General features: G+C 38.4%; 17 protein-coding genes and 1 riboswitch. Of the genes, 14 read left to right on the top strand and 3 right to left on the bottom strand.

The genetic code is table 11. The annotated features are described in order from the left end of the window. Window positions 1–5: 5 nt before the first annotated feature. Window positions 6–347: a P-II family nitrogen regulator gene (locus MHB44_RS20155; protein ID WP_341300597.1), complete on the bottom strand. Its 342-nt coding sequence runs from the start codon at window positions 345–347 to the stop codon at window positions 6–8. Window positions 348–658: 311 nt separating this feature from the next. Between MHB44_RS20155 and MHB44_RS20150 the strand changes: the two genes are divergently transcribed. The 13 genes from MHB44_RS20150 to MHB44_RS20090 all read left to right on the top strand — a co-directional run bounded on the left by MHB44_RS20150 (window position 659) and on the right by MHB44_RS20090 (window position 20,689). Next, window positions 659–2,119, top strand: coding sequence for a nicotinate phosphoribosyltransferase (locus tag MHB44_RS20150; protein ID WP_341300596.1), 1,461 nt, complete (start codon window positions 659–661; stop codon window positions 2,117–2,119). A gap of 17 nt (window positions 2,120–2,136) precedes the next feature. After that, on the top strand, window positions 2,137–2,961 hold the full coding sequence (gene nadE, locus MHB44_RS20145; protein ID WP_341300595.1) for an ammonia-dependent NAD(+) synthetase: 825 nt from the start codon (window positions 2,137–2,139) through the stop codon (window positions 2,959–2,961). A 145-nt stretch (window positions 2,962–3,106) separates the two neighbouring features. Then, window positions 3,107–3,427 carry an NAD synthetase gene (locus MHB44_RS20140; RefSeq protein ID WP_341300594.1) on the top strand — a complete coding sequence of 107 codons (321 nt, stop codon included), beginning with the start codon at window positions 3,107–3,109 and terminating at the stop codon, window positions 3,425–3,427. A 308-nt stretch (window positions 3,428–3,735) separates the two neighbouring features. Further along, on the top strand, window positions 3,736–4,680 hold the full coding sequence (locus tag MHB44_RS20135; protein ID WP_341300593.1) for a MoxR family ATPase: 945 nt from the start codon (window positions 3,736–3,738) through the stop codon (window positions 4,678–4,680). Next, window positions 4,677–5,858 (top strand): DUF58 domain-containing protein, encoded by a 1,182-nt coding sequence (locus MHB44_RS20130; protein ID WP_341300592.1) that lies wholly within the window; start codon window positions 4,677–4,679, stop codon window positions 5,856–5,858. Before MHB44_RS20135 ends, MHB44_RS20130 begins: the two co-directional genes overlap by 4 nt. Further along, window positions 5,855–8,032: a transglutaminaseTgpA domain-containing protein gene (locus tag MHB44_RS20125; RefSeq protein WP_341300591.1), complete on the top strand. Its 2,178-nt coding sequence runs from the start codon at window positions 5,855–5,857 to the stop codon at window positions 8,030–8,032. The genes MHB44_RS20130 and MHB44_RS20125 overlap by 4 nt, the downstream gene beginning before the upstream one ends. 32 nt (window positions 8,033–8,064) lie before the next feature. Then, a riboswitch (purine riboswitch) is annotated at window positions 8,065–8,166 on the top strand. Between the two features lie 213 nt (window positions 8,167–8,379). Beyond that, a complete protein-coding gene (gene guaA / locus MHB44_RS20120) occupies window positions 8,380–9,933 on the top strand; it encodes a glutamine-hydrolyzing GMP synthase (RefSeq protein ID WP_341300590.1) in 1,554 nt (517 codons plus the stop codon). Between the two features lie 539 nt (window positions 9,934–10,472). Next, window positions 10,473–11,012 (top strand): GrpB family protein, encoded by a 540-nt coding sequence (locus MHB44_RS20115; protein ID WP_341300589.1) that lies wholly within the window; start codon window positions 10,473–10,475, stop codon window positions 11,010–11,012. A gap of 815 nt (window positions 11,013–11,827) precedes the next feature. Beyond that, window positions 11,828–18,547, top strand: a complete 6,720-nt coding sequence (locus MHB44_RS20110) for a hypothetical protein (protein ID WP_341300588.1) — start codon at window positions 11,828–11,830, stop codon at window positions 18,545–18,547. 22 nt (window positions 18,548–18,569) lie between these two features. After that, window positions 18,570–19,343, top strand: a complete 774-nt coding sequence (gene srtB, locus MHB44_RS20105) for a class B sortase (RefSeq protein WP_341300587.1) — start codon at window positions 18,570–18,572, stop codon at window positions 19,341–19,343. 442 nt (window positions 19,344–19,785) lie between these two features. Continuing rightward, entirely contained in the window at window positions 19,786–19,932 is a 147-nt protein-coding gene (locus tag MHB44_RS20100) for a helix-turn-helix domain-containing protein (protein ID WP_341300586.1), read from the top strand. 163 nt (window positions 19,933–20,095) lie between these two features. Further along, entirely contained in the window at window positions 20,096–20,530 is a 435-nt protein-coding gene (locus MHB44_RS20095) for an IS3 family transposase (protein ID WP_341300585.1), read from the top strand. 9 nt (window positions 20,531–20,539) lie between these two features. Beyond that, complete coding sequence (locus MHB44_RS20090; RefSeq protein ID WP_341300584.1) at window positions 20,540–20,689, top strand: hypothetical protein; 150 nt, start codon at window positions 20,540–20,542, stop codon at window positions 20,687–20,689. A gap of 512 nt (window positions 20,690–21,201) precedes the next feature. On the opposite strand, the gene MHB44_RS20085 is transcribed toward MHB44_RS20090, so the two are convergent. Further along, window positions 21,202–21,573, bottom strand: a complete 372-nt coding sequence (locus MHB44_RS20085; RefSeq protein ID WP_341300583.1) for a helix-turn-helix domain-containing protein — start codon at window positions 21,571–21,573, stop codon at window positions 21,202–21,204. 185 nt (window positions 21,574–21,758) lie between these two features. On the opposite strand from MHB44_RS20085, the gene MHB44_RS20080 reads away from it, so the two are divergent. Then, entirely contained in the window at window positions 21,759–22,322 is a 564-nt protein-coding gene (locus tag MHB44_RS20080) for an NAD(P)H-dependent oxidoreductase (RefSeq protein ID WP_341300582.1), read from the top strand. Between the two features lie 437 nt (window positions 22,323–22,759). Here the strand turns inward: MHB44_RS20080 and MHB44_RS20075 are convergent, their stop codons facing one another. After that, window positions 22,760–23,365, bottom strand: coding sequence for a LysE family transporter (locus tag MHB44_RS20075; RefSeq protein WP_341300581.1), 606 nt, complete (start codon window positions 23,363–23,365; stop codon window positions 22,760–22,762). Window positions 23,366–23,368 lie beyond the last annotated feature (3 nt).

The following is a 23,368-nucleotide window of genomic DNA, read 5'->3' as shown; positions in this document are numbered from 1 at the left end:
CCTCCTTATTCTACGGCTACGGATCCGACTTCTTTTGTGCGGATCCGAATTGCCTGTTCTACTGGATAAATAAAAATTTTCCCGTCGCCAACCTTACCAGTCGCTGCCTCGCGCAATAAAACTTCAACTGTCCCATCAACCTTGCTGTCATCTACAACCATTTCTAATTTTAATTTAGGTAAAAATTCGATTTCGTACATATTGCCGCGAAATAGGCCTGTTCTCCCTAACTGACGACCGCAGCCAGCAATTTCAGAAACACTAAGACCTGCAATGCCTTCCTGTGCAAGTGCGTCCCTTACGGCTCCAAAAACTTCAGGACGAATGATTGCTTCGATTTTTTTCATCACTATCAGCTCCTTGCGTAATTTTAATTTACATGTTAAAGCGCTATGGACATCAGCGCAATTATTATTTTGAAATTCATGTTATATTTTATAACATGATATATTTCTGCTCACGAAATAATTTAGTGGAAAGGTATTTATAAAAGGAATGAAAGCGGTATTAAAATTTATGTCTAAATTGTGTACAGTTCGAAATTTTCTGACTATTAATGTTAGAAAACCTAACATCAAATAGGGAGGATGTAAAACGCAAGAATTTGGGTATATAGTGTATACTAGGACTAATTATCAAAGCGGAAGAAGGGGTTTTTGTGAGTTCAAACTATACAGATGATAGCTTAGCGCTACACACAGACTTATATCAAATCAATATGGCAGAATCCTATTGGGCTGACGGCATACATAATAAAAATGCTGTTTTTGAATTATATTTTAGGAAATTACCGTTTGGCAATGGTTATGCCATATTTGCTGGGCTAGAGAGAATGTTGAACTATCTGCGTGATTTCCGCTTTAGTGAATCAGATATTGCGTATTTACGTGAGGAAGCGGGCTATCAAGAGGACTTTCTTGATTATTTAAAAGATATTCGATTTACAGGGGATATGTATTCCATGGTGGAAGGAGAGCTAGTTTTTGCGAACGAGCCAATTGTTCGTATTGAAGCCCCATTAGTGGAGGCACAGCTTATTGAAACAGCACTGCTAAATATTGTGAATTACCAAACATTAATTGCCACAAAGGCTAGTCGTATTAAGCAAATTATTAAAGAAGAAGTAGCTATGGAATTCGGTACACGACGTGCACATGAAATGGATGCGGCTATTTGGGGAACACGTGCGGCATTTATTGGTGGCTTTTCCTCCACTAGCAATGTTCGAGCAGGCAAGTTGTTTAACATTCCAGTATCTGGTACACATGCACATGCATTAGTACAGGCATATAAAAATGATTATGATGCGTTTCATGCCTATGCCAAACGTCATCGAGATTGTGTATTTCTTGTTGACACTTATAATACGCTGAAATCAGGTGTACCAACAGCTATTAAAGTAGCACAAGAGCTAGGAGATAAAATCAACTTTATTGGTATCCGTTTAGATAGTGGAGATATCGCATTTCTATCAAAAGAAGCTCGCCGTATGCTGGATAATGCAGGCTTCCACGATGCTAAAATCATTGTTTCAAATGATTTAGATGAATATACGATTTTAAATTTAAAGGCGCAAGGTGCAAAAGTGGATATTTGGGGTATTGGTACAAAATTGATTACAGCTTATGACCAACCGGCTTTAGGTGCGGTTTATAAAATGGTGGCTATCGAAAATAGTGAAGGACGTCTTGAGGATACGATTAAAATTTCGGCGAATGCTGAAAAGGTATCGACACCAGGCGTGAAAAATGTCTACCGTATTATCCATAAAACAAATGGAAAGGCAGAGGGAGACTATATTACAATGCACGATGAAAATCCTCAGGCAGAGGAACGCATTAAAATGTTCCATCCAGTCCATACATTTGTCTCAAAATTTGTCACTAATTTTGAGGCTAAAAATTTACATCAACATGTCATCAAAAATGGGGAAATAAACTACCAACATCCTACACTAGAGCAAATGCGTGACTATGCAGCAGAAAATTTAGAATTGCTGTGGGATGAATATAAACGTGCAATGAATCCAGAGGAATATCCTGTCGATTTAAGTCAAAAATGCTGGGATAATAAGATGCGAAATATTGAAGAAGTCCACAATATGGTGAATCAAATGTAAAAGGAGAGGTAAGTACAATGACCTTACAGCAACAAATTATTGAGGAATTACATGTTTTACCGACAATAGATGCACAGCTGGAAATACGAAAATCCATTGATTTTTTAAAGGAATATGCACAACAGTATAGCTTTATAAAAGGCTTTGTTCTTGGTATTTCTGGTGGTCAAGACTCCACATTGACAGGAAAGCTAACACAGCTTGCCATTGATGAACTAAATACTGAAGCAGGAGAACCGAAATATTCATTTTGGGCTGTACGCTTACCATACGGTGTGCAGGTAGATGAACAGGACTGTCAGGATGCCATTGATTATATAAACCCTACAAAAACGTATACAGTGAATATTAAAAATGCGGTTGATGCAAGCGTAAAGGCATTAGCAGATGCCGGCATTGAGCTGAATGATTTTGTAAAAGGGAATGAAAAAGCACGTGAACGGATGAAGGTGCAGTATTCAATTGCTGCTATGAATGGGGCAGTTGTAGTAGGAACTGACCATGCAGCAGAGGCTGTTACAGGCTTTTACACAAAATTTGGTGATGGTGGAGCAGATTTAATGCCAATATTTCGTTTAAATAAACGACAAGGTAAGCAGTTATTAGCGGAACTGCAATGTCCAGAGCATCTTTATATGAAAACGCCAACTGCAGATTTAGAGGAGAATCGTCCAGCATTGCCAGACGAAGCAGCGTTAGGTATATCATATGATCAAATTGATGACTATTTAGAGGGAAAGGAAATCCCTGAGGTAGCCCGTCAAATAGTAGAAGGTCATTATTTACGTTCTCAGCATAAACGTCATATGCCGATTACAATCTTTGATGATTTTTGGAAATAGTATGGAGATAAAGAGTTAGCAAAAGTAAATAGTGCTTTTGCTAACTCTTTTTACGAAAATGGTTCTAAGGTATTAATTTTAAGAATAAAATACCGATATAAATACCTATAAAGAATAAGGGGATGTAAAGGAGGGTAACCTATAGATGAGAACTTCAAGGATAGATGCAACGACAAGTAGTGTTTTTCGGCAGGAAAATCAGTATTTACATGCAGGAGATATTAGTCATAATTTTGGGCAAAGCCAACAGCAGTCCTTTAAAAATAATTTGCAAAAAAATAAAGCAAAGAAGTACAGTGCTATTGCTACGTCAAAACCACAGCAATCAACTCGTCATATAGCATTCGCTCCTACAGAAAGTAATAATAATTTGCGAATTCGTCATGAGCTCAATGAAACTGCATTAAAACTAAGTCATATAAGCAATCAAAAGAAGCGACTCAATAGTTACCAATCTTCCATCTAAATAATAAAGGGCTATGGAACAGTCATATAGTAATTGACTGCTTCATAGCCTTTTCAATTTTTTGGTGTAAGTATTAGAAAAAATAGGATGAAGAAGATTAATTTTGCAACACTCTAAACAATAATACCGTTATATAATAGATAAAGGGCTGTCGGGAAGGCTTTGTCTTTCTAACAGCTCTTCTTTATTCGTTTAAATTGTATATGACTGTTTCAGATAATTGTGTTACCGAGCAGATTTCGATATGCTTAGGATAAGTTTGTGTACAATTCGCCTAATTACTTGATGGAATGGGAGGCTTTTGACTGATGAATTCTCAAATAAAATATGTTTTAGAAAATATAGAAAAAGTAATTATTGGGAAAAGAGAGGTGGCTGAGCTCAGTATTGTGGCCTTATTGGCTAGAGGACATGTATTACTAGAGGATGTCCCTGGTGTAGGAAAGACAATGATGGTACGCTCTCTTGCAAAGTCTTTTGATGCCCAATTTAAACGTATTCAATTTACACCCGATTTATTGCCATCTGATGTTGTGGGTATTTCGATTTATAACCCGAAAACAATGGAATTTGAATTTCGTCCAGGACCGATTATGGGTGATGTTGTGTTAGCGGATGAAATTAATCGTACCTCTCCCAAAACACAGTCTGCATTACTTGAGGCTATGGAGGAGACCTCTGTTACGATTGATGGAAATACCCTTGCGATTAATCAGCCATTTTTTGTAATGGCTACGCAAAATCCGATTGAGCATGAAGGCACATATCCATTACCAGAAGCTCAGCTTGATCGATTTTTATTAAAAATTAAGATGGGTTATCCATCGAGGGGACAGGAAGTAGAGATTTTGCGCAGAGCTGAAAATGGTAAGCCGATTGAGCAAATTAAGTCTGTGTTATCTGTCGCGCAATTAATTGAAATACAGGAGCTTGTACAAGGTGTCTATGTAGAAGACTCAGTTAAAAGCTATATGGTGGAGCTGGCAAGTCAAACAAGGGAACATAATTATGTCGATTTAGGCGTAAGTCCACGAGCAACTATTGCACTTATGAAAGCTTCTCAAGCCTATGCCTTTATGAAAGGGCGTAGCTATGTAACGCCAGATGATGTTCAATATCTCGTACCATTTGTCTTTAGCCATCGCTTAGTTTTAAAACCAGATGCACGCTATGATAATGTAACAGCGGACGAAATTCTCGAGCGTATTATTGCCCAAACACCAGTGCCAACAAAAAGGTTTGCAGAACAATGAAGCGAGGAAAGGCTTTCTTTGACAAAACCAAGCATTTCCTACTAGTCCTGCTATTAATGGTCCTAACATTTTGTTATGCCATGTTTCAGGGTGGATTTGTTAGCTGGTTTGTATTTTTTACAGTGAGTCCTTTTTTAGTATATGCATTACTATTCTTTATTGTAAAAGAAAATATCTTACTGGTAGAGCGCAAAATCGTGCCTGGACATGTAGAGCGAGGACAATCGGCAAAAGTCTTCATTACCATAGAAAGAAACACACGCTTTCCTTTTGCTTATATGGTGATAGAGGAACAAGTAGATAGTGAGGGACTCGTTCAAGCTAAAAAACAGAGTGTAAATGCTGTAAAATTTGTTGGCTTTCGCAAAAGGTTTAGCTGGCATTATGAATTGGACAATATGCCGCGTGGAGAGCATCGTTATTTAGGGGTGACCATTCTTTTCTATGACTTTTTTGGCTGGGCTAAAAAGCTAATCATCGCAGAAAAGGAGCAAACGATTTTAGTTTACCCAAGAATACGAGAGATGAAATATACTGCCCTTCAAACAAAATACGATGTTGGTCCTATGCTATCTCCTTATTCGATTGTAAAGGATACATCAATGGCTGTTGGTTTACGTGAGTATGTACCAGGGGATCGTTTCTCATGGATACATTGGAAATCATTTGCGAAAACGCAAACTCTACAATCTAAAGAATTTGAGGATCGACAATCATCAGAGTTAATGCTTGTGCTTGATGCTAAAAATTCACCATTATTTGAAGAAAAAATTGAGCTAGCTGCATCCATGCTACAAATGATTGTGCGAGAACGAGGGGATATATCCTTTATTGCAGCAGGAGAAATCACAAAAGTATTTCCTGCTATTCAGGGAGATAAACAGTTGGATCAGGCTATGCATCATTTAGCGGCTATAAAACCTACAGAGCATGTGAAATTTCGTTTTTATGATCAACAAGCCTTCAAGCAAGTTGCAACATTGTTGTATGTAACAAGTGATGTATCAGATGAGTTACTACATACTCTTGCAAATATAGTAAAAAGCTGTATTTGCTTTATAGTGACAAAAGAGCCTCCTGTACAATCGAAGCTTACGACACGTTATAAACATATGCAGATCATTTATGTAGACCCAACAGACTTTTATCAACTATTCACGGAGGTGATGAAGCCGTGAAGCAATCCGTAGTGGAATTTTTAGAATTAGCCGTTGCTTATATCATTATCTTTTTTATTTTACATGAATGGCTTGTGCCAATCATGCAATTAACGAATACTGGAGGTTTTCAATTCTTCCTAGTCTTTATTGGCTTAGCTCTAGTGCTGAGTTTATTCCAAGTACATCCATTATTATCAGGATTAGTGAAGTTTGGTTATATTACTTGGTTTATTGCTTATATTTATAATGATCATCCAGTATTATCAAGCGAGACGTTACCATTCTTATTATCAGAATGGAAATGGAATATGACAGCCATTTTATCGGGTGATTTTGGACAAGTATCAGATGCTTTTAGAACCGTGTTGTTCCTTATTCTAATTTGGATGTTAATTTATTTAATTCACCATTGGGTTTCAGTGAAAAAAAATATATTTTACTTTTTCGGAATGACGGTATTCTTTATTGCCACATTAGATACATTTAGTGATTACGATGGTAAAGCGGCTATTGTAAAGGTTGTTGTGTTAGGTTTAATAATGACAGGTGTGCTGTTTGTTAAACGATTATGGCTTCAAGCGGATGCAACAAGTAATATTGTAGAAAAATGGAAGGTTATTATTCCAATGCTTGTCTCTGTCCTGCTTGTGAGCACGGTAGCATTCTATTTACCAAAGACAGGACCGACTTGGGCAGATCCAGTGCCATTTATAAAAGGGGTTACAGGACAAGTTGGCAATGGAATAGGTCAAAAAACGGTTGGTTATGGCGAGGATGATAGTCAGCTTGGGGGACCATTCCAAGGAGACGATACATTAGTTTTCACTGCTACTTCTCGTGATCGACATTACTGGCGTGTTGAAACAAAAGATACGTATACAACAAAGGGTTGGATTGTGTCAGAGGAAGGCATGAATGAAGTACCGTATGAGTCAGGTATGCCAATTAGAACGTCTTTACAAGTGGGATCGCCTGAGGATGAACGTCAGGCACAGCTTGAAATGGATGTACCGTTACCATTTTTAATTCAAACATATGGTTTCATCAGTGTTTCAGCCCAAGATTCTGCTTTATTTGTTCAGAATGAGCAAACCGAAAAAGTGCTGATTAAGCAATACAATGGCGAATCATTATCACTAGCGAATTATTCATTATCTTATAGTGAGCCTCTCTATAGTATGGAGCAGCTTCAAATGTCGTATACTTCTACACTTGAAACATTGGATGCATCCTTTGATCGGTTTTTACAATTGCCAGATGAATTGCCAATACGGGTAAGAGATTTGGCAATGGCTATTATACAAGACAAATCTACTGTATACGATCAAATTAAGGCTGTAGAAAATTATTTTAAAACAAATGGTTTTAGATATGATAAAACAGAGGCAGCCATTCCTGCTGAAAATCAGGATTATGTTGATCAATTTTTATTTGACACAAAGGTAGGCTATTGTGATAATTTTTCAACTTCGATGGTTGTGCTGTTACGCTCGGTAGGTATACCAGCACGCTGGGTAAAAGGCTTTGCACCTGGGCAGCCAGGACCAATGTCAGATGGTATGCGTGAATATCAAGTGACCAATGATAACGCACATTCATGGGTAGAAGCCTATATACCTGGAGCAGGCTGGATGGAGTTTGAACCTACAATTGGATTTACAGGAAATGTGAATATCGATTATGACCTACCATTAGATACACCTGAGCAGGATGAGGTAATAGAGCCTGAACAAAAACCAGAGCAGCCACAGCAACAAGAGGCTCAGGAAGCACAGAATCGTTCAACATTGAGCTTAGATGCTATCTGGACTTGGCTGAAAAAACTCACGTATGTATGGGTTGGGCTGTTGATTTTACTAATGATTATAGCGATTACTTTGTTCTTCCAGCGTAAAAAATGGATTCCAAAAATGCATGTGCGTGCATACCGTAAAAAGGCCGCGGATTGGTCTAGCTTTGATTCCTCTTACCATGTTTTATTGAAACAGCTAGCTCGCATTGGTCTACGCAAAAGAGACGGTGAAACTTTACGTGCATTTGCAGAAAGAGTAGATGCAGCGTTAGAAACAGACGAAATGCAAAAGCTTACAGCTGTATATGAGCAGCATGTTTATGGCAATGAGGTGCAAGAAATTGATTTTGTAGAGCTGAAAGAAAGTTGGGAATATTTAATCAATCGCACAATCAGTTGATTTTAAGCGAGACAAAGAGTAAAATGAAAAAAATAAAATGCAAGGATTGCTTTCATATAAGTTCGATAATAGGGTTCGGATGTTTCTACGAAATCACCATAAATGATTTCTCTATGAGGGTGGATGTTTTATTTAGATGAAAAGAGGCTGTTGAGAAAGATTGCCTAAATTTCTATACTAAAATACCACCATTCTCGTTGCAAAGAGCAAGATATGCCTTTGTGACACCGTTCCCCCTTGATAATTATTTAAGAACTTATAAGCGCGTAGAGAGTGGTGTACTTTCTTCGCGTTTTTCTTTGAACACATGAACATATCCTTTAAAAATAGTAGAAGAGGTGGAAATTTTGTCAGCTAGCCCTTTATTAAAAGAGCAAGAAAAAATCGTTGTACTGGACTTTGGTAGCCAATTTAACCAATTAATTACGCGTCGTATCCGTGAATTTGGTGTTTTCAGTGAATTGCACCCACATACAATCACTGCAGAAGAAATTAAAGAAATGAACGCAGTGGGTATTATTTTTTCAGGTGGTCCAAACTCTGTCTATGATGAAAATGCTTTTCATATTGATCCAGCCATCTTTGAATTAGGTTTACCAATTTTAGGGATTTGCTATGGTATGCAATTAATGGCACATACAAATGGCGGTAAAGTAGAAGGTGCTGAAACACGTGAATACGGTAAGGCAGAAATTCAAGTAACAGCATCGAATAAGCTATTTGGTGAGCTACCAAGTGAGCAAGTTGTATGGATGAGTCATGGCGATCATGTAACGGAAGTACCAGCTGGATTTGAGGTCATCGCCACAAGTGGAGCCTGTCCAATCGCTGCAATGGCAAACATAGAACGCAAACTATATGCTGTACAATTCCATCCAGAGGTACGTCATTCTGTATATGGTAATGACTTATTACGTCAGTTTGTGTTCGATATTTGTGAAGCAAAAGGCGACTGGTCGATGGCAAACTTTATTGAGCTAGAAATCGCAAAAATTCGTGAAACAGTAGGCGATAAAAAAGTATTATGTGCGCTTTCTGGTGGTGTGGACTCCTCCGTTGTAGCGGTTTTAATCCATAAAGCAATCGGTGATCAGTTAACGTGTATGTTTGTAGACCACAACTTAAACCGTAAAGGCGAAGTGGAGCAGGTCATGAAAACATTCACAGAAGACTTCGACATGAATTTGATTAAAATTGATGCACGTAAGCGTTTTATGGACAAACTTGCAGGTGTATCTGATCCAGAGAAGAAACGTAAAATTATTGGAAATGAATTTATTTATGTATTTGATGAAGAAGCGGCTAAGCTTGAGGGCATGGATTTCCTAGCACAAGGTACCCTGTACACAGATATTATTGAATCGGGTACAGCAACGGCACAAACAATCAAATCCCATCATAATGTTGGTGGTCTGCCAGAAGATATGCAATTCCAATTAATTGAGCCACTAAAAACATTATTCAAAGATGAAGTTCGTGCATTAGGTTTAGAGCTTGGCCTTGATGAGAAAATCGTTTGGCGTCAGCCATTCCCAGGCCCTGGCTTAGGTATCCGTGTACTTGGTGAAGTAACAGAAGAAAAGCTTGAAATCGTACGTGAATCTGACTATATCCTACGTGAAGAAATCGCCAAAGCAGGTCTTGATCGCGATATTTGGCAATACTTCACGGTGTTACCAGACATCCGTTCAGTGGGTGTGATGGGCGATGCACGTACGTATGACTACGCAATCGGTATCCGTGCCGTAACATCTATCGACGGTATGACTTCCGACTGGGCGCGTATCCCTTGGGATGTACTAGAGAAAATCTCTGTGCGCCTAGTCAACGAAGTAAAACACGTGAATCGCGTGCTGTATGATATTACTTCTAAGCCACCTGCAACGATAGAGTGGGAATAAGGTGCTAACTTGATTTGAAGGAGGAATGCCTATTTAATGGCATTTGTCCTACTCAAAAATGAAGAAAATGTATTAAAAATAATATAGTTCCCTACCAAAAACTCTACCAAGAAAAATTTTGGTAGGGTTTTTTTGTATTGGGACTATGGAATATATAATGGAATTACTTTTTTAATAAAACAAAACAATTAGTGTTTAATCGGGCTATCTGGTGAAATGATGTGTCAATCAATAATAGTATAATAGTCTCAATAAAATATGTGCAATACTTTGTGAGAAAGTTAAAATACTGTATCGAGGTATTCGAATTATTGTATGGTATTTAATATAGATTTTGTGGAAACTAACGGGCAGTACACTGGAACAAGTATATGCTATGATACTCATTTAATGATAGGTACTAAACTGATCAGATTATTGTAGTATGTTGAAAATTGTGATATATTTAAATGTTATTGAAAATTGAAATGGAGAGGGATTTAATTGACTTTGCCAGACAACAATATAAAATCTAAAAATGAAGAAAACTCCAAGAAGTAATGGTTGGAGAGCTAAAACCTCATAATGCACAAATTACACTCCTTGACTATGATCCGCAATGGCCGAAGTTATTTGACCGAGAGGCTAAAGGCATTTATTCCATACTTGGTAAAAAGGTACTTCAGTTGGAGCACGTTGGATCAACTTCAGTATCAGGTTTATGTGCTAAGCCAATTATTGATATTTTATTAGTTGTGAAGAACTCTGCTGACGAAAGTGCTTATGTTCCTGATTTGGAGGGAGCTGGCTACACTTTACGTATTCGAGAACCAGATTGGTTTCAACACCGACTATTGAAAGGCCCCGACACAAATATTAATTTACACGTATTTAGTAAAGGCTCATCTGAGATAGACCGAATGTTGCGATTTCGCAATTGGCTAAGGATTAACCATTCCGATCGAGATAAATATGCAAATGTAAAGCGTAACTTAGCTCGCTGTAAATGGAAACACGTCCAAGACTATGCGGATGCAAAAGATTCAATAGTACAGGAAATTATGGAGAGAGCAAACGTGGTCGATGAGAAGAAGGGCTGAAACTTACAAAAGGCTGACTTAGTTCCAGCCGATTAGCAATTTCTCCACGATTAGAGGTCCATCCTGTAAAAAATTCACCGATAGCCATTCGATTTGGTTCAGTTACGCACCCAGCTCCCATGTCTGGAATTTTGCTTAAAATGTCTCTCACCCCTTAAAATAAATATCTATTTTTATCATTGCTCCCCTTTTTTTATTGAAAATCCAACCTCTCCCTAAGAATATTTGACATAAAAGAATTCATTGTGTCGCCACGAATAATATCGTGCTTGTCTTCCTGCCAGCCTAATGCTTTATAGAGTGGAAATGCCTCTTTATCACAGTCCGCATTTTTTCCTTACTGTCGAGTGATATTAAATTTCTCACATTCAGTAAGTTCTTTATTTTTGTATTTTAGAAAATTTACAATTGAATGATGTTGACTGAAATGTTGTTCATGACAATAGCTTTTTTTAAAATCCCAACGCCAAGGTTTCTCTCCGATATTTTGACATGTTTCAAAAAATTGCTCTACGCTATATATTAGTTCTCAATTCCTTTCCTGTAATTGATTTTGAAAAAATTTCAGCAATGCAATATGCTTAATTGTTTTCGCTTCCATATATCGGTAATGTTTAGTTTTTGTTCAACTCCTTATGATAAAGTATATCAGGGCCAAATAGTCTATGTGGGCTTTTACAGCAGAGGCTTGTGGTCAAAAACGTTGACATATGGGATCGTGCCTAGTCATCTGATACTCCGCAACATTTCAAGGAGGGGATAGGTAGACCCCTATAGTCGGTAAGAACTATTAAAGAGAGGAGGATGTTTTCATAGTGAAACAAAAACGCAGTATATCGGTATTGTCAATTTGGCTAGTAATCATGCTTATTTTGCAAACACTGACCTTCGCTGTCCCTGCATCTGCAACTAGTGTAATAGACCCTACAACAGAGGCGTCTGCAGTAGACGAATCCATTAATACTGATAATACACCAGCCAATGAAGACAGCACAGCAAGTACCGATGAGCCATCAATCAATGAAGGTGAACCAGTTAATACGGATGAGCCGGCAAGTAATGAAGGTGGCTCAGAGAATACGGATGAGCCGGCAAGTAATGAAGGTGGCTCAGAGAATACGGATGAGCCAGCAAGTAATGAAGGCGGCGCAGCATCTACTAATGAACCAGCAAGTGATGAAGAAAACACAGTAGATACTGATAAGCCAGCAGATAATGAAGCTGATCCATCTGAAGCAGAAATGCCATTGGATATGCCAAGTGAGCTTATTATGCCAATGTCAGTAGGTCCTACGGATAAAACAGATGTATTTATCACAGCTAATCCAATAGGAACTTTTCCATTAATGGTGAAGCAGGGAGATCCTTTAGTTGTTGTGAATCCAACTGAAGATATTCTTGGAAGAACAAGCTTTACACTTGAATCGTTAGGACTTAAGGTACCAGTGAGAGGAGACAACCCAGGTCTATTTCTTACAAATCCTGAACTTTTTATTCAAAAAGGTGACACGGTTGAGCTGAAAAGAGAAGACTATTTTCCAAGAGTAAAAACTTCAGCAAACACTAAAGTGGTGTATGCTCCAGGTGGGCTAGGAAGTCCAGTTAAGCTTGCTACCATCTATTTCACTGAGGATAGCATTAGAATTGTATTTGATGGCGACGATTACTTTTTTGGTGGGGTAGCTACAAATATCACTTTTGGTTTTGAAACAGCAGCTAATGCGGATTTATCAGGATTAGATTATGGTTCAACAACACCTATTAACATTTTTGGCTCAACTTACCAGTTAGTAAACCCTGAGCTTGATCTATCCTATAGTATTACAATAGAGGCTGATAATGTAAGGACTCCAGCTAATTGGTCGCACCCGAATGTAAAGGCTTATCAAGATGGCTATTTAACTTTTACATCAACTGCCTCTGCTTTTGATTTGTATGATGATGCAATTAGAGCGGATGTAGATGGTTTGACTTTTCAGACGAAACTTATGGATTATCGCATGGTTTATAAAGCAGGAACTTTTAAAGTAAATGGTGTTCCTGTAGATGATCAAGATCTAACAATTGATGGAGATGGGAATGTAAGCTACACCTTCCCAAATGGAACTGGTCAAGACCCTAAGGTTGAGTATGCTGCATGGTTCCATAAAGACTTATATTATAAAGAGTATGAAGGGCTAGGAGCAACTTTACAACCTGGTAGTTCCTATCAAACCTTTAGCCCAAGTGTAAATCTACTAGAGGGTAGTGAAGTAAAGGCTAGCGCAACACAGGCAATGCGTACGGCACCTGACTGGATTACAGCGAAGGGTGGATATACACATAGTAATCAAACAATTACATGGACAATTGACGTTAACCATCTTCATAACAAAAATGGATTAAAAGATCTAAAAATAACGAATGTACTGCCTGCTGGACTGGAATTCGTATCAGCTACATGGCAAACATGGGCAGGTGGTACACCATCAGAACTACAACCAGTAAATCCTGATGACAGTGTTTATTCTCTTGGCAATCTTGATGGTAAAGGACAGTTAGTTATTGAAACAAAGGTGCTAACAGGTTCTAGCTTTACAATTAAGCCACGAGCTAACTGGACTTTAGATACACCAAATGGTATCCAGGACAATGATTCGGTGGCGACTTCTACACCAGCCGCAGTACTTGCTGAGGCTACGGTTAAGATCGGTGCACACAATTTTGTTAAAGGCGGAAGTATTTCGCAAGAGGACTACAATTTAGGTGGTATTACATGGACAGTTAGCTTAACACCGCAATATGCTATACCAGATGCGGCAGTATATGATGTATTAATCCATGGTGGCGATTTCAATATTTTATCTCAAGCTGTCGATGCAACTGGTGAAGTAGATGCAGCGACGATTGCAAAGATTCATTCTCGCATAAACACTGCACAACTTTGGAAGCAATATCATGAAGGTTCTCTAGCAAGTAATGATGGGTTAGAGTTAGAACATATACCTTTAACGGTAAACGGTGAAGTAGTTGCAGACCTAATTAAAGTAACTGGCTATAACACAGACCAACCTGCACAATTTACTTTCCGTTCTTTGGAAACGAGTCCTAATGTCCTTTTTAGACAGAGTATTGAGAGCGGAAAAACGAGATGGAATCGTACTTTGCTATTTGATAATGGTGAATACGTAACGCATGCAGAGAAGTCAATAAATCTTCATATTCGTATGCTAAATAAGGATTCACTGTTTGCATCAAAGCCGGTGGGCACAAACGTAATTCCAAATAATGTGGCTAGCTATCTAGCAAGTGATAGCAATGAGGCATATACAAAGGCTACTTATGACCGAATGACAAAAACCGTTACTTTCCGTCTAGGTGTTAATATGCCAGGCTATAATTCTGATGAATTTGCTACACATGGCGGTAGTCGTGTGATGAGCGATATAAAGCTTGTAGACACATTACCAGCTGGCTGGGAATTTGTACCGTTTTCAGAAGGGAAGGACTTCGAACTGTATGAAGGTCTTTCTAACAATGGAGGTGGCTATAACTACGGTCAGACTAATCTGGCACAAGGAGTGATTGAGCCAGGTACTCCCAAGCACGTAGTAAGCTTCTCGCATAGCGGAAATGTAGGAACGTTCACTTTCTCTAAATTAGAAAGCCCTTATGTTATTTTAGTGAAAGCACGCCCAACGAATAAGGCTTTGGAGCAGTATTTAGAGGACTATTTGGACAATGGTGTAGCTCAACAAGCTGTATTTAACAAAGCTGACTTTCATATAACATGGGGTGGCGAAGAAAAGATTGTTACTGAGCAACGTAAAGTTATTGTACCGATTCAAACTTTAACGAAGTCAGTAACTAAGCCATTTCCTGGTGTATTAGAGTGGATGGTAAATTACACACCACCGCTCAATCTTGAACAAGGTGTTTATTTACAAGATACGATAGGGGCAGGTATGGATCTGCGCTATGATGAAACTGGTAAATTATTGTTAACAGCACCCAATATAGCTGTCTACCGCGCTCAATTGACACCTACAGGCACTTTAGAACGTGAAGGGTCAGCGTTGGATTTAACGGATCCAAATACTGAGGTCAAAGTAGATGCTGAACCAGGTGCAAATGGTACGACTGTGCTGACGTTCAAATTTGATAACCCTAATCAGCTTTATCAGCTTGTTTATCAAACAGAGGTTGATGCGACTATAGCAAAAGTTGGAGACAAAATGGGCAACGAAGTTAAGCTTACAGGTGACGATACGTTAAAATCTGTCGTTGCAAAAAGTGAAACAACGTTAGATGCCGCAGACGTAATGGCATCTTCAAGTCAAAATATTAATCTATGGATTAAAAAGATAAACCCTGATGGAAACCCGCTAGGCAATGTATGCTTTGAGGTGTATAGAAAGAGCGATGGCGTAAAGGTTGCAGGTGTAGGTACTAGTACAACAGGTAGCGTAGGAAATGATGGGAAAACTGCTGCTACTGGTCTTCTTCAGTTACTTTTCCTTCAAGAACCCGGTATTTATGAGTTGAAAGAAGTGTGCCATGATGACCAGTACCTTTCAAATGAAACCGTTTATCAAATCATCGTAGGAAAAACATTTGGTAAACCTATTTGGGTAAATGGGAAACTAATCACACAAACTGATCCATTAATCGTTCCAACTCCTGCTGCGGGTGGATTAAAAATTGATAACACGGTAACAGGTAACGGTGGAGACCAAGGCAAAGACTTTAGCTATACAATTGTCTTTGATGGGGAAGACGAGAATGCGGACTATGAATATGTTAGGGATGGAGTGCCAGCTACTATAAAAAGTGGTGAATCTATCATTCTGAAGCATGGCGAGGCCATCACATTCCCTAAATTACTTGAAGGTCTTTCTTATACGGTTACACAACAAAGCTATGCAGATGATGGCTATACAACAGACCCAGAAACTTGGGTGTATAGTGGCGCAATTGAAAAGAGTAAAGTAACCGAGCTGAAGTATGTCAACAACCGAACGATACACGGCCAGTTATTGATTGACAATACAGTAACAGGTAGCGGTGGCAATCAAAATAAAGACTTTGAATATACAATTACTTTCACTGGAGAAGGTGCAAACGGGTCGTACACATATACGAAACCTGATGGCACGCTAGGAACAATCCAATCAGGTCAAAAAATTGTATTGAAACATGATGAAAAAATTACTATTCACAATCTGCCTGTGGGTCTTGATTACACAGTTCAACAGACAGATTATACGAGTGAGGATTATACCACTACACCAGGGGACTTTATCTTTACAGGTAAGATAGCAGAAGGACAGACAGCCGAGGCGCACTATATTAATAGTAGAGAGATGCCGGGCGGCTTACTAATTAGCAACACAGTTAGTGGCAATGGCAGTGATGAGAGCAAGGAATTTGAATACACAGTAAGCTTTACTGGTCCAGGTGCAGACGGTATCTATCATTATACGAAATCGGATGGCACTACAGGAACGATTAAATCTGGGGACAAATTCCAATTGAAACACGGGCAAACTCTGCTTATTGAAGAAATTGTAAAAGATACGGAATATACTGTCACAGCAACGGACTATACGACAGATGGCTACACAACAGCACCAGTAAGCCGAGCGTACACAGGTACAATCGAGGATAATAAAATTGCTGAGGCACCATTTGAAAATGCCCGTTATCTTCCAGGTACACTTGCTTTAGAGCCAAAAGTTCAAAAGGTGCGTGGAGATGGTAAAACACCTACTGAGTTGATAGCCACTTTAACAGGAGAGGATGGCACGCCAATAGAGGGCGAGGAAGTTGTCTTTTTCGTGGATGGTGAAGAAGTAGGAAAAGGAATTACTGATGAGCATGGTAAAGTGACAATTTCATACACGCCACCGAAATTGTCGGAGATAACACCAAAGGAGCATGAAGTGATTGCGAAGACGGATGCTACTAGTCCTTCAGGTGTACCATATAATGAAGATGATGCACTTGTTATCACAATGCCAGCAGCGCTTACGGGTGTTCTACGCAACAATGAAACTGGAGAAGTCATTCCTAATGCTGTGATTGTAGTGAAGAATGAAGGAACTGGTGAAGAAGAAACCATCACTACTGATTCAGACGGAAGGTACTACCACCCTGTTCAACGAGATGAAAAGTATACGATTACTTATAATCGAATAATTCCTATTGGTGGCGTACCAACACCTATTCCATTTACACAAAAAGCGATTATTGAAGACACGGATGTGACAACAGAAGGTGACTTAATTCCAGCAGAAATTACTGCTGTAGGGATTGTACTTTTCAAACAGCCTAATGGTAACACCGCATTGCTAAATAATGCATTTGCTGGCAAGTTAAATGTGTACTTAAAGGATACAGCAGGTAACTATGTTTCAGAAAACGGCGCTCCAAAGGCATTTCCTTTAAAGGATAATGGTACTTTCTCAGCAGAGGGATTAACAACAACTAATTACATGCTAGAAGTAAGATATGAATTTGAATCAGGTGAAGAATTAATACTTGTTAAGGATAAAGTGCTTAACTTGGAAAATATTGACGAGCTTAATATCTCGGAAGAATTAGTTGACCCATATGGCACTGTTTATGATGAAACGACAGGGGATGAAAACACTGGTGTAAAAATCGAAGGTGCTACAGTAACATTGTATTATGCAAATACGCCACGAAATATTGCAAAGGGAATTGTCCCGGGCACAAAGGTAGTATTGCCTGCGATTCCAGGCTTTGCGCCGAATGATAACGCAAGCCCAGAGCAACTTAGCAATCTCAATGGCTTTTATGCATACATGGTATTCCCAGAGGCGGATTACTATTTAGTTGTAACAAAAGAAGGCTATGAAACATATACAAGTCCAATAATTTCTGTTGAATGGGATATTGTAAGACACGATGTACCGATGAAGCCAATTACTTCAGGTGGTAACCCAGGAGGCAATCCAGATCCAGGAAATAATCCAGGAAATTCAGGAGGTAACCCAGATCCAGGGAATAACCCAGGCAATCCAGGAGGCAACCCAGATCCAGGAAATAACCCAGGTAATCCAGGAGGCAACCCAAATCCAGGGAATAACCCAGGTAATCCAGGAGGCAACCCAGATCTAGGGAATAATCCAACTAATCCAGGGGGCAACCCAGATCCAGAGAATAATCCAACTAATCCAGGGGGCAACCCAGATCCAGGGAATAACCCAGACAATCCGGAGGGCAACCCAGATCCAGAGAATAACCCAGAAAATCTAGGAAGTAAGCCTAATTTAGGAAATAATGCTGAAGAACCTAGCAACAAGCCGAATTCTAAAAATAATCTTCAATTCAATGCTAATAGCAACAACCAGCTTAATGATAGTAACCATCAAATCAATAACAGCGAAGCAAATGAAGATAGTACACTCGATAATGTTCCAAAAACAGGAGATGATAGTGTGTCGCCGATCTTCTATATGGCCTTGGCGCTTATGTCCTTGATTATGCTAGGCTTCCTGTTAGTTGGTAATAAGAAGAAAAAACACATTTAGTAATGGGAAAGGCGGTAAGAAGATGAGTAAAATAAGAAAATTTCTTATCGCCTTTTTCACAGTTTTGCTTGTTTATTCGCTTGTGGCTCTTACAAAAAATTACTTGCAAGATTACACTGAAAATCAGCAGATAAAAGAACTAGCAGAAATACGTTATAAAGAAAAAACGAACGATGAGAGAACAACTAAACCTGTTAGTACAAAGATACAAAAGCCGACAATGCTTCCCGAGTTTCAAGAGCTTTATAGGCAAAATTCAGATATTATTGGTTGGCTGAAAATAGACGGCACTCGTATTGATTATCCAATTATGCAGAATCAACAGAATGCACAGTATTATCTTAACCATGGCTTCGATCGAGAGAAAAACAAAAATGGGCTTCCCTTTTTGGATGAGCATAGCCAGATAGATGGGTCCACTATTTTGCTTATTCATGGGCATCATATGAAAAGCGGATCAATGTTTGCAGAGTTGGAAAAGTACAAAAAGGAAAGCTACTATAAGGAGCATACAACGTTCCAGTTTAGTTCACTGTACGAGCAGGAAGAATATGAAATCATAGCCGTTATTTTATCACAGGTGTACAACCAGACGGAGGACGTTTTTAAATATTATCGAATTAAGCAGATAACGACGCCAGAAGCATTTGGTTCGTATATTCAAAATATTAAACAGCTCGCACTTTATGACACAAATGTGACAGCACAATATGGAGATAAGCTGATTGTTCTGTCCACCTGCGAGTACTCAACTGACAATGGTCGATTAGCAGTAGTCGCTCGTAAACGTGAATGATGATGCTTTAACGAATAAAAATGCCAAGCGTTGATTATGATATGCTCCTTATTAGGTAGACAGATTAAGAAATAAAATCTGTTTATCAAATGGGGAGTTTTTTCATGCCTAAAAAATCATTTTCACCCGATGTAAAAATTTTAGTACTTCAACATTTAGAGGAAGGTCTCATACTCTCGAAGAAATCTGCATGATGTTTTCTGTAAACATGACTACTCTATATGCCTAGCATGCTCTTTATAAATACGACGGGTAGAAGCTTTGATGCGCCCTAAGAAATACTCAGAAGAATTGAAGCTGCGTGCTGTATAACGAAGAACTACTCCATGTTTGACATTCTCGCCAAATATGGAATTAGCGGTTTATCCGTATTCAAAAGTGGTTGAAAATCTATACGAGCCATAGTGAATGAAATGATTCAGGTAAAGGAATGAGCCAAGCTATGACGAAAGGAAGAAAAACAACCGTAGAAGAACATATTAAAATCATCAAAGTTTGCCTAGCGAACGAGAAGAATTATCAAGAAACTGCCGAGCAATATGGAGAGTCCTGCCAGCAGGTCTATCAATGGGTGCGTAAATTTGAATAGGTTGGCGAAGAGGCCCTTCAAGATCGCCGTGGTCGTACAAAACGGGCAGAAGAGCGTATGCAAGAAGATGAATTACGTTTAAAAATTCAACAGATGGCACGGGAAAATGAACGATTGCATGCAGAGAATTTACTGTTAAAAAGTTAGAGGAAATCGAAAGGAGATGTCATTAAATAGAATTTGCATTCAGAGTCGTTACATCGCGATTCAAGAACTAGCGAAGACGGAAAATGTATCCATTGTCTTACTCTGTCAAATCGCCAAGGTATCCTGTGCAGCTTATTACAAATGGCTAAACCGTCAACCCATAGTGCGAGAATTGGAGAATGAACAGCTTGTGGCATTTATCCAGTATTTATATACACAAGTAGATGGGATTTACGGCTATCGCCGCATGACGTTGACGATTAATTGCCAGCGTGAAAAAGAGAGCTTAGCGAAAGTCAATAAGAAACGAGTTTATTACCTGGTGCAAATATGCGGTTTAGAGGCAGTGATTCGATGTCGCCCAAAAAAGTATCGAAAAGTAAAACCGGATTACGTGGCTGAAAATAGAGTAACTCGCAAATTTACGGCGGAAAAATCGAATCAAAAATGATACACAGACATGACAGAGTTCAAATATAGCAACGGGCAAAAGGCATATTTAAGTGCAATTATTGACCTCTATGACAAGTCGATTGTGAGTGATGTATTGGGGCATTCCAATAATAATGACCTTGTTTTTAAGACGTTAAGACCCGCTATTCGTCAGTAGTCAAAAGAGGGGTTTCCGTTTTTATATAGTGATCGTGGGTATCAATATACATCAAAGGAATTCAAGCAAATTATGGAGCAAGCAGGATGGACATACAGTATGTTGAGAGTAGGTCGTTGTATCGATAATGGACCGATTAAAGTGTAGAAAAGTATTATTTACATAAATTTGAATCGTTTGAGGCATTAAAGCACGCCATCAATACGTACATCAAGTTCTATAACAACGAACGTTACCAAGAAACATTAAACGGTTTGAACCCCTAGAGTACAAGGTCCATGCCGGTTAAAGCATTTTTCTTATTTCCAGTGTCTACTTGACAGGGAGCATTTCACATCGTGTAGGCCTCAACATCCATGACATACGCCGAGGCATTTATCTTGCTGGACGCCCCCTGAATATATAAACAACTCGTATTCAGCTCGTCCCTGTAGAGGTGGGAGTCTTCTGTACCTGCTCCTGTTGCTTTGCATACATTTCATCCTAATTATTTATTTCTGTAATAAGTAGATTTAATTTTTCTTCAACTTTTCATAATCTTTCCCATATAGATCTTCCAAATATCGCAAATGTTCCATTCCCCAACTTCTCATAGATACTAATAATGGTATTAATCCACGTCCGTACTCCGTCATTGAATATTCCACTTTTGGAGGTACTTGTTGATAAACTTCCCGATGAACAATGCTATTATATTCTAATTCTCTTAATTGTGAAGTTAACATTTTTTTAGTAATTTCCGGAATAGCTCGTTGCAGTTCGCTAAAACGTAATTTTTCATTCTCCATAAGATAGAATAAAATGATCGGCTTCCACTTACCAACAATAATATCTAATGCAGCTTGAAGCTCTCTACAATTTTCACCCTCAGGTTGATTTGTCATTTTTAAATCTCCTCGTATAGTATATTTAAGCCCTTTATGCTTAATGGTTTCCTAAAAGTGACTATGTTTAATTAAAGTGCCTTATTCCAAAAAGGAAACTTTGGATTTATTATAACCATAGTAATCAAATTGATACAATCTTATTATTTGATTCAACAATATAGGTTTATATGGAGGGTTAAAGCATGACTAAAATTGGTATTATTACAGGAAGCACCCGTGATGTGCGTGTTAACTTACAAGTTGCAGAATGGGTTGAAAATTTTGCAAATAATAGAGGTACAGATGCAGTATTTGAAATAATTGATATTAAAGAAAGTGGGCTTGGGCGCTTTAACGAAGCAATTCCACCGCTTATGGCAAATAAAAAATATGCCACAGAAGCGCACAATGCTTGGTCAAAGAAGATTGACGAGTTTGACGGCTTTATTTTTGTGACACCTGAGTACAATAAAAATATTCCTTCGGGTCTTAAAGATCATTTAGATTACTTAGGTAAGGAGTGGCATCACAAAGCAGCTGCTATCGTAAGTTATGGCTCTACCTTAGGTATTGCAGCTTCACTTGCACTACGTACAACGTTAGCCAATTTAAAAGTAGCGACTGTGGAACCACAAGGTGCATTTAGTTTATTTAATGACTTTGAAAATATGACAACTTTCAAACCGTTGGAAGTTCATAAACCACGATTTGGTGAGTTAATTGATGATGTGGTTGCTTGGTCAACTGCTCTTAAATCTGTACGATAAATTTAGAAATCATTATCTAAAGGAAACTTGAAGTGCCCCCTAAAATTTAGCCAGCTTGGATAAAATGAGTTCAGTAATGCACGAGGTAGCTGAAAAAGTCCGAAAGATTACAAAAGCGATTATGGGAAAGGCTTTATATTCCCACAATCGCTGTTTCTTTCATTTCACGTATCTTAGTAACCAGAGATGAGGCGACCATGATTTCCAACCAACAGTCTGTCCGAATATGGCATAAACATTTCAAAAGATCATATGCTTCGGCAAATCAATGAACACGTAGACTTTTCAGTTAGCTTAGACGAACTAAAATGAAAATATGATTGGTTAATAGATGAAACACGATGCTACCAATTTGTACGTTCAAATATTTACAAGGATAAAATATTTGTAATTGGTTTAATTTACCTATATGATGAATTATTATTTTGAGTGAATAATTAAGTCGCTGTCTTTACAGCAAGGCTAATTAGCAGAATGCCTGCAAACTTTTGAAAGATATTTTGGAACAGCGGTTTTTTCATCCATTTCTTCGCAATATCCATGAAATACACGACTAGTAAAAACCAGCTCACTGCAATCAATGTAAGAATGAATCCTAAAACGATCAATTGCTGTTTGATGTTGGCATTCAAATCAATAAATTGCGGCATAAATGTGATATACACTAAAATCGTTTTGGGGTTAAGTATATTGCTAATTGCCCCTTGCAAATAAGCGTTTTGATCAGAGGCTTGGGCTGTTTTGAACTCTTCCAATGACAAAGTCGCTTGTGTGAATAATGCTCTTATTCCTAAATAGCATAAATAAGCTGCACCTAAATATTTAATGATATTAAAAAGCAAGGCTGATTGGGCAATAATAATAGACAAGCCTAACACAGTAATGATTGTCCAGAAAAGAAGCCCAGTCGCCATTCCAAGTATAGTATAACGCCCAGCTCTGGCACCGTGGTTTAGTGTGTTTTTTATAATCAATATTGTATCTGTGCCAGGCAGCATAGTCATTACTAATGCCATTAGTATATAGGCTACTAAATTGTCCATTTT

This window comes from Lysinibacillus sp. FSL H8-0500 (assembly GCF_038051955.1).
GTDB classification, from domain to species: Bacteria; Bacillota; Bacilli; order Bacillales_A; family Planococcaceae; genus Lysinibacillus; species Lysinibacillus macroides.
Note: the sequence above shows the minus strand (reverse complement) of the source record. Positions and strands in the feature narration are given on the sequence as shown.

Coding starts and splice junctions, on each gene's coding strand:
- MHB44_RS20155 (WP_341300597.1), bottom strand. CDS start 347: ATGAAAAAAATCGAAGCAATCATTCGTCCTGAAGTTTTTGGAGCCGTA.
- nadE (WP_341300595.1), top strand. CDS start 2,137: ATGACCTTACAGCAACAAATTATTGAGGAATTACATGTTTTACCGACA.
- MHB44_RS20140 (WP_341300594.1), top strand. CDS start 3,107: ATGAGAACTTCAAGGATAGATGCAACGACAAGTAGTGTTTTTCGGCAG.
- MHB44_RS20135 (WP_341300593.1), top strand. CDS start 3,736: ATGAATTCTCAAATAAAATATGTTTTAGAAAATATAGAAAAAGTAATT.
- MHB44_RS20130 (WP_341300592.1), top strand. CDS start 4,677: ATGAAGCGAGGAAAGGCTTTCTTTGACAAAACCAAGCATTTCCTACTA.
- MHB44_RS20115 (WP_341300589.1), top strand. CDS start 10,473: ATGGTTGGAGAGCTAAAACCTCATAATGCACAAATTACACTCCTTGAC.
- srtB (WP_341300587.1), top strand. CDS start 18,570: ATGAGTAAAATAAGAAAATTTCTTATCGCCTTTTTCACAGTTTTGCTT.
- MHB44_RS20100 (WP_341300586.1), top strand. CDS start 19,786: ATGACGAAAGGAAGAAAAACAACCGTAGAAGAACATATTAAAATCATC.
- MHB44_RS20095 (WP_341300585.1), top strand. CDS start 20,096: ATGTCATTAAATAGAATTTGCATTCAGAGTCGTTACATCGCGATTCAA.
- MHB44_RS20090 (WP_341300584.1), top strand. CDS start 20,540: ATGACAGAGTTCAAATATAGCAACGGGCAAAAGGCATATTTAAGTGCA.
- MHB44_RS20085 (WP_341300583.1), bottom strand. CDS start 21,573: ATGACAAATCAACCTGAGGGTGAAAATTGTAGAGAGCTTCAAGCTGCA.
- MHB44_RS20080 (WP_341300582.1), top strand. CDS start 21,759: ATGACTAAAATTGGTATTATTACAGGAAGCACCCGTGATGTGCGTGTT.
- MHB44_RS20075 (WP_341300581.1), bottom strand. CDS start 23,365: ATGGACAATTTAGTAGCCTATATACTAATGGCATTAGTAATGACTATG.